We start from the raw sequence: 3,101 nt of genomic DNA, 5'->3' as shown, positions 1-3,101 counted from the left end.
GCTTACCGCTCCTGGTCGAAATGATCCATGCCTGAATAGCTAATTTGTTTTAAAAACAGTCTATTAAGGGCTTTTCAGGGCTGACTAGGTAGTTAATTTTAACTGTATTAGTTCAGTCCAGAGCGGCGGGAGCCGCTCTGGCCTGGATAGAAGCAGCATTCAGATAGCCTGATTGGCGTGAAGCCGTTACCAATACCAGAACCTTATTATTTCCTGGCAAGTGCCACTGAAAAACGGCTTTTAGCGTTAAATGGCTAAACGATAAAATCCATATTTGATAGCAATGAAATGTCAGTCTTGCGGTTTGGTGACACATAGAATTGTTTGTTGTTATGTCAGCTTTAAAAAATCACCATCAATAATCAGCAGATGTACTCCATTTTCTGTTATTGATTTATGGGAGCTTAAATCGTCCGAAACAATATATGACATCCCTTCTTTCAATATAGATTCAGTGCCATCTTTTAATCGATTAATAACCTCACCTTTGATGCAATAAACAATATGACCTTTTTCGCACCAATGGTCAGCTTCATAATTTTCAGAATACTCTACATATCTAACCCGTAAGCCATCAAATTGCATAGTTTGCCAGAACGCTTTCCCTGTAATGCCTACGTATTCTTCTTTAGGGAGTGACGACCAGTCTATTGTCTGAAAAGGTATGTTGCTCATTTTTCGTTTCTCTAAAATTAAAAATATTAAACACCTGAACAAAGGTTTCTCTGCGGAACAGTGCTGTACTCTCCAGCCATTGCTATTGTCCGGAGATACTCGAAACCCCTGTGCTCAGGTATGTGACTGAAAATTCCGGATTAGAATCTGTTCCAGTCCATACCTGCCCAATCATTATGGGAAGACTGCAAGCAGACAGAATAGATACAGATACGTAAAAAAATAAGCATACAGTTGAATAAACCAGCATACAGGTGTTCAGAGAATGACGACCACTCTATTTTTGACAAGGAATTGTTAACCATCCTTGACCCTGCACATATATTTTATCGTCAGGATGTAAACACCTATATAAAAAATTTCGACAACTATATTATTATGGCCTGTTATCGGAGAAGATATAAGCATTAATATGGAGCACTGAGTTTTCCGAAATATTATTTAGTATACATGAAGTATCAAATAGATAATAAACATACATCTCTATCGGCCACTTCGAACTAGCCGGACTGCTAGTGGAAACCCATTGGAATGACCATCAACACTACCATCAATAAAATCAATGTAATAGAACAGAGAAGGCAAACCCTCCACTTCACTGTCGCTCCAATATGGCGCGCCTTCACTTAAGTTTTTTATATCAGGGAATATGTCAGAACGAATTGCAGGGTTAGTGCTGTTGATATCTACAATACTATATAATTCTTGTATTGTTGGCACTCGCCAATCTGTTCCTGTATTGGCAGCATACAGCTCTGCCTGAGTTAAGCTCATTATTTTTACATCGCCCACGCATCCAGCATTAGCATCCCAGTATGTACCAGCACTACAGCGTAGCCAGGTTAAGCCTGTCTTAGTGTCAAATGCTGTGGCATCATGCAGTATAAATCGTACTCCGGCCTCTGTTGTTAGTGGAATGGAACCGGTGTTGCAAGTTGCAGACACAGCCCCAGATAGTACAGAGCACCCACCCCACAACAGAATCGGTATAAATCTTCTTTTTATACGCCCTATGCACGCATATTTGACTCGTTTTATTATAAACCGCATTTTTTATTATACTCCTGAAACGCCATATTTAAAGAATGATATTTTTTCACACTCGTCAGGATTTTCATTGACTAACAGCTATACCAGGGGACTCTCGAGCGATCATTATAATCACTAAATAATAGCTAACCAGCTATATGAAAAGATAAAAAATAAGAAACTTTTTCCTTAAGCTCACATATTAGTTCTTGATCCATAAAACGGTACTCATCAGGAATATTTAATACATATAAAGGTTTATGGTTCATCATACGAGAGAACTCAGCCAATAGCTTATTTTTATGTTTATCTTCCATTACAAAGATATAGTCAGCCCAGCGGATATCCGCCGGGCTGACGCTCTTTCTGGCATTAGGACTTGTTCCTGCAGAACGGGTATCAAAGCCAGAGCATTTTTTCCAGATTGCTTCACCTGTAGGGCTGCGCCATTGGTTGCGGCTACAGATGAATAGAAGATTTAAGCGCTTACTCACCTGACGGTAACTCCTGATCAAGCAATTGCCTCTGGCTTTTAATTGGATAATCGAAACCAAGCTGTTTGGCACGCACTACTTTTCGACGACGCGAATACATTAGCTTCCATTTCTTTTCAGGCTTAAATAATTCATCTGAACCCATGCCTTTTCCATTGTTGATTCTGTCTTTGAACCTTCTCCAGGCTCTGTTTCTGTCTTCAGACATTGATCTTTCCTATTGTGATTATCGGGTTCAGCAGCCGCGATAACACGGAAAGTAAACATCTTAATTTTAATGAACAATCTGTATTCTTCAATATATTATTTGATCCTAGACCAGAAGATCTTTTTTTGCCTTATGCAGATAGAAGGAATACCTCATCATAATACATACATCAATCTGCTTTCAGGTGATGGAAATATCTCCCTCAGAAATATAAAACATTATTTACCACCACAAAAACAATATAATCTTTATACATAACATAACGTATACAACAAAACCATAAACAGCCAAAAAAACATACACTATATAATGTACAATATTAATTTAACCGATTAAAAAAACTTGACCTAAAACACAACTAGATATATCGTAAAAATGAGCTGCAGCATCAATTATTTTTTGAGACAATCATAATAGAAAAACAAATATGACAATCATTAAAAAAAATTTTCCTTTGCTGTGCATAATATTATTCACCCATATGATAAGTGGGAAGTCGCTTTTAAATACTGGCGACATTCTCATTGCCAGTACGATTCAGAAAAAAGAGTGTATGGAGGAAACAATAGATTAAACGTATAGTTTATGGCTGGAATTTTTATAGCTGAGCAGTGCGTAGTTCTGACGACTATGGGCTATGCACAACTGTTTCCCCACTTTTTCAAAAACAGGTATTTCCAGCTTTAATGGATTGT

Annotated in this window: 4 protein-coding genes; all 4 read right to left on the bottom strand. The window is 37.8% G+C overall.

Annotation, left to right across the window (positions count from 1 at the left end; translation table 11 throughout):
• Positions 1-330: 330 nt before the first annotated feature.
• Positions 331-675 (bottom strand): DHCW motif cupin fold protein, encoded by a 345-nt coding sequence (locus H4O21_RS23905; protein WP_182812335.1) that lies wholly within the window; start codon positions 673-675, stop codon positions 331-333.
• Between the two features lie 483 nt (positions 676-1,158).
• Positions 1,159-1,725: an Lcl C-terminal domain-containing protein gene (locus H4O21_RS23900; RefSeq protein ID WP_182812332.1), complete on the bottom strand. Its 567-nt coding sequence runs from the start codon at positions 1,723-1,725 to the stop codon at positions 1,159-1,161.
• A 125-nt stretch (positions 1,726-1,850) separates the two neighbouring features.
• Positions 1,851-2,198 (bottom strand): low molecular weight protein tyrosine phosphatase family protein, encoded by a 348-nt coding sequence (locus H4O21_RS23895; protein WP_182812330.1) that lies wholly within the window; start codon positions 2,196-2,198, stop codon positions 1,851-1,853.
• Entirely contained in the window at positions 2,191-2,406 is a 216-nt protein-coding gene (locus H4O21_RS23890; RefSeq protein ID WP_182812327.1) for a hypothetical protein, read from the bottom strand. The genes H4O21_RS23895 and H4O21_RS23890 overlap by 8 nt, the downstream gene beginning before the upstream one ends.
• Positions 2,407-3,101: the final 695 nt, after the last annotated feature.

This window comes from Oceanospirillum sediminis, assembly GCF_014164585.1.
GTDB lineage: Bacteria > Pseudomonadota > Gammaproteobacteria > Pseudomonadales > Halomonadaceae > Oceanospirillum > Oceanospirillum sediminis.
The sequence above is the reverse complement of the archived record's forward strand: the minus strand, read 5'-3'. Positions and strand labels throughout refer to the sequence as shown.